This window comes from Streptomyces sp. 13-12-16 (genome assembly GCF_002114215.1).
In the GTDB taxonomy this organism is placed as follows: domain Bacteria; phylum Actinomycetota; class Actinomycetes; order Streptomycetales; family Streptomycetaceae; genus Streptomyces.
This window is the reverse complement of sequence record NZ_NCTE01000938.1, coordinates 2296-3916: the sequence shown is the minus strand read 5'-3', so window position 1 is coordinate 3916 and position 1621 is coordinate 2296. Positions and strand designations below refer to the sequence as shown.

Here is a 1621-nt window from a genome sequence, read left to right as displayed (position 1 = left end):
ACGTGGCGGCGGCCCTCGGCCGTGACACCGACAGCGGGAGCATCAACGCGGTCCGCAGCACCCTCGACCGCCTCGTCGGCACCTCCCGCATCCGGCGCAGCGGCCGGGGCCTGTACCGCGCCAGGCACTCCTGATCCCTCCGCGGTTCCGGACCCGCCCGGCACGGAAGGGGACAGGGCCCGGAACGTCCTTCGCGTCACAGCGTTTTGAACACTCGGTGTCACAGGTGTGGTGACCGGGTTCCTGGTGCCCGGTGGGCGGCCGATGGTGCACTACGATGCCCCAGGTGCCGCCCCGGCCGCCGGTGACCTCTCCGACTTACCCGCGCACAAAGGGAGTTGGGTCGATCCGGAGTCGCGGGCGCCCTCCGGTTCCCCCACCATCAGGAAAGACGCGGATGCGGATCAAAGATGTGAGCCTGGTGCTCGCCGGCTCCACCCTGCTCGTCACCCTGGGGGCCGCTCCGGCCCTCGCGGACGGTTCCTCCCTGCCCGCCCCCGACCTCACCGCCGTGCGCACCGTGCACAACACGGCCCTCTCACAAGGCGCTCCCGGAGCGCTCACCCGGATCGACGAGGGTTTCACCACCTACCGCGTCGCCACCGGGGAGGCCGACACCGGCGCCCACACGGCGATGGACACCGACCGCCGGTTCCGCGTGGGCAGCGTCAGCAAGACCTTCACCGCGGTGGTGCTGCTGCAACTCGCCGCCGAGGGCCGCGTCGACCTGGACGCCCCGGCCAACCGCTACCTGCCCGAACCGCTGCCCGACGCCCGCATCACCGTGCGGCATCTGCTCAGCCACCGCAGCGGCCTGTACGACTACACCAACGACATGTTCTACAACACCGTCCCGGGTTTCGAGGCGGTCCGGAACAAGGTCTTCAGCTACCAGGAGCTCATCGACCTGTCGACCGCGCGCCCCCTGAACAACGCGCCGGGCGCCGCCTACAGCTACTCCAACACCAACTTCGTCGTGCTGGGGCAGCTCGTCGAGCACATCACCGGCACCCCGATCGCCACCCAGTACAAGCGGCGCATCTTCGCCCCCCTGCGGCTGCGGAACACCTCGTACGTCCATCCGCGGACGACCCTCTCCGGCTCCTACGCCCGTGGTTACCTCCGGCAGGACGACACCACGCTGCCGCTGGTCGACTCCACCGAACAGACCGTCTCCTGGGCCCAGTCCGCGGGCGCGGTCGTCTCCAACGGGAAGGACCTCAACCGCTTCTTCTCCGCGCTGCTGTCCGGGAATCTCCTGCCCGCCGAGCAGTTGGAGGACATGACCACCATGGTCCCGGTCACCGCGGACGGGAAGCAGTCCTACGGACTGGGCCTCAGGGCCCGCACGCTCTCCTGCGGCACCACCGTCTACGGTCACACCGGCACCGTCCAGGGTTACTACACCTACGCCTTCACCACCGCCGACGGCGCCCGCAGCATGACCTCCCTGGCGAACACCTCCAACAACGGGACCGTGAACGCCACACTCGGCGCCACGCTGGACGCCTCCTTCTGCGGCTCCGGTACGGCCGCCGCCGAGCCCACCGCCCCGGCCCGCGGTCACACCGAGGACATCGCTCCCCAGGTCACCCGCGACTGACCCGGCAGACCACCGCAC

Annotated in this window: 1 protein-coding gene; it reads left to right on the top strand. The window is 70.1% G+C overall.

Features of this window, described 5'->3' with window-relative positions:
* The first annotated feature begins 397 nt into the window (after positions 1-397).
* A complete protein-coding gene (locus B7767_RS32545) occupies positions 398-1603 on the top strand; it encodes a serine hydrolase (protein WP_085575264.1) in 1206 nt (401 codons plus the stop codon).
* Positions 1604-1621: the final 18 nt, after the last annotated feature.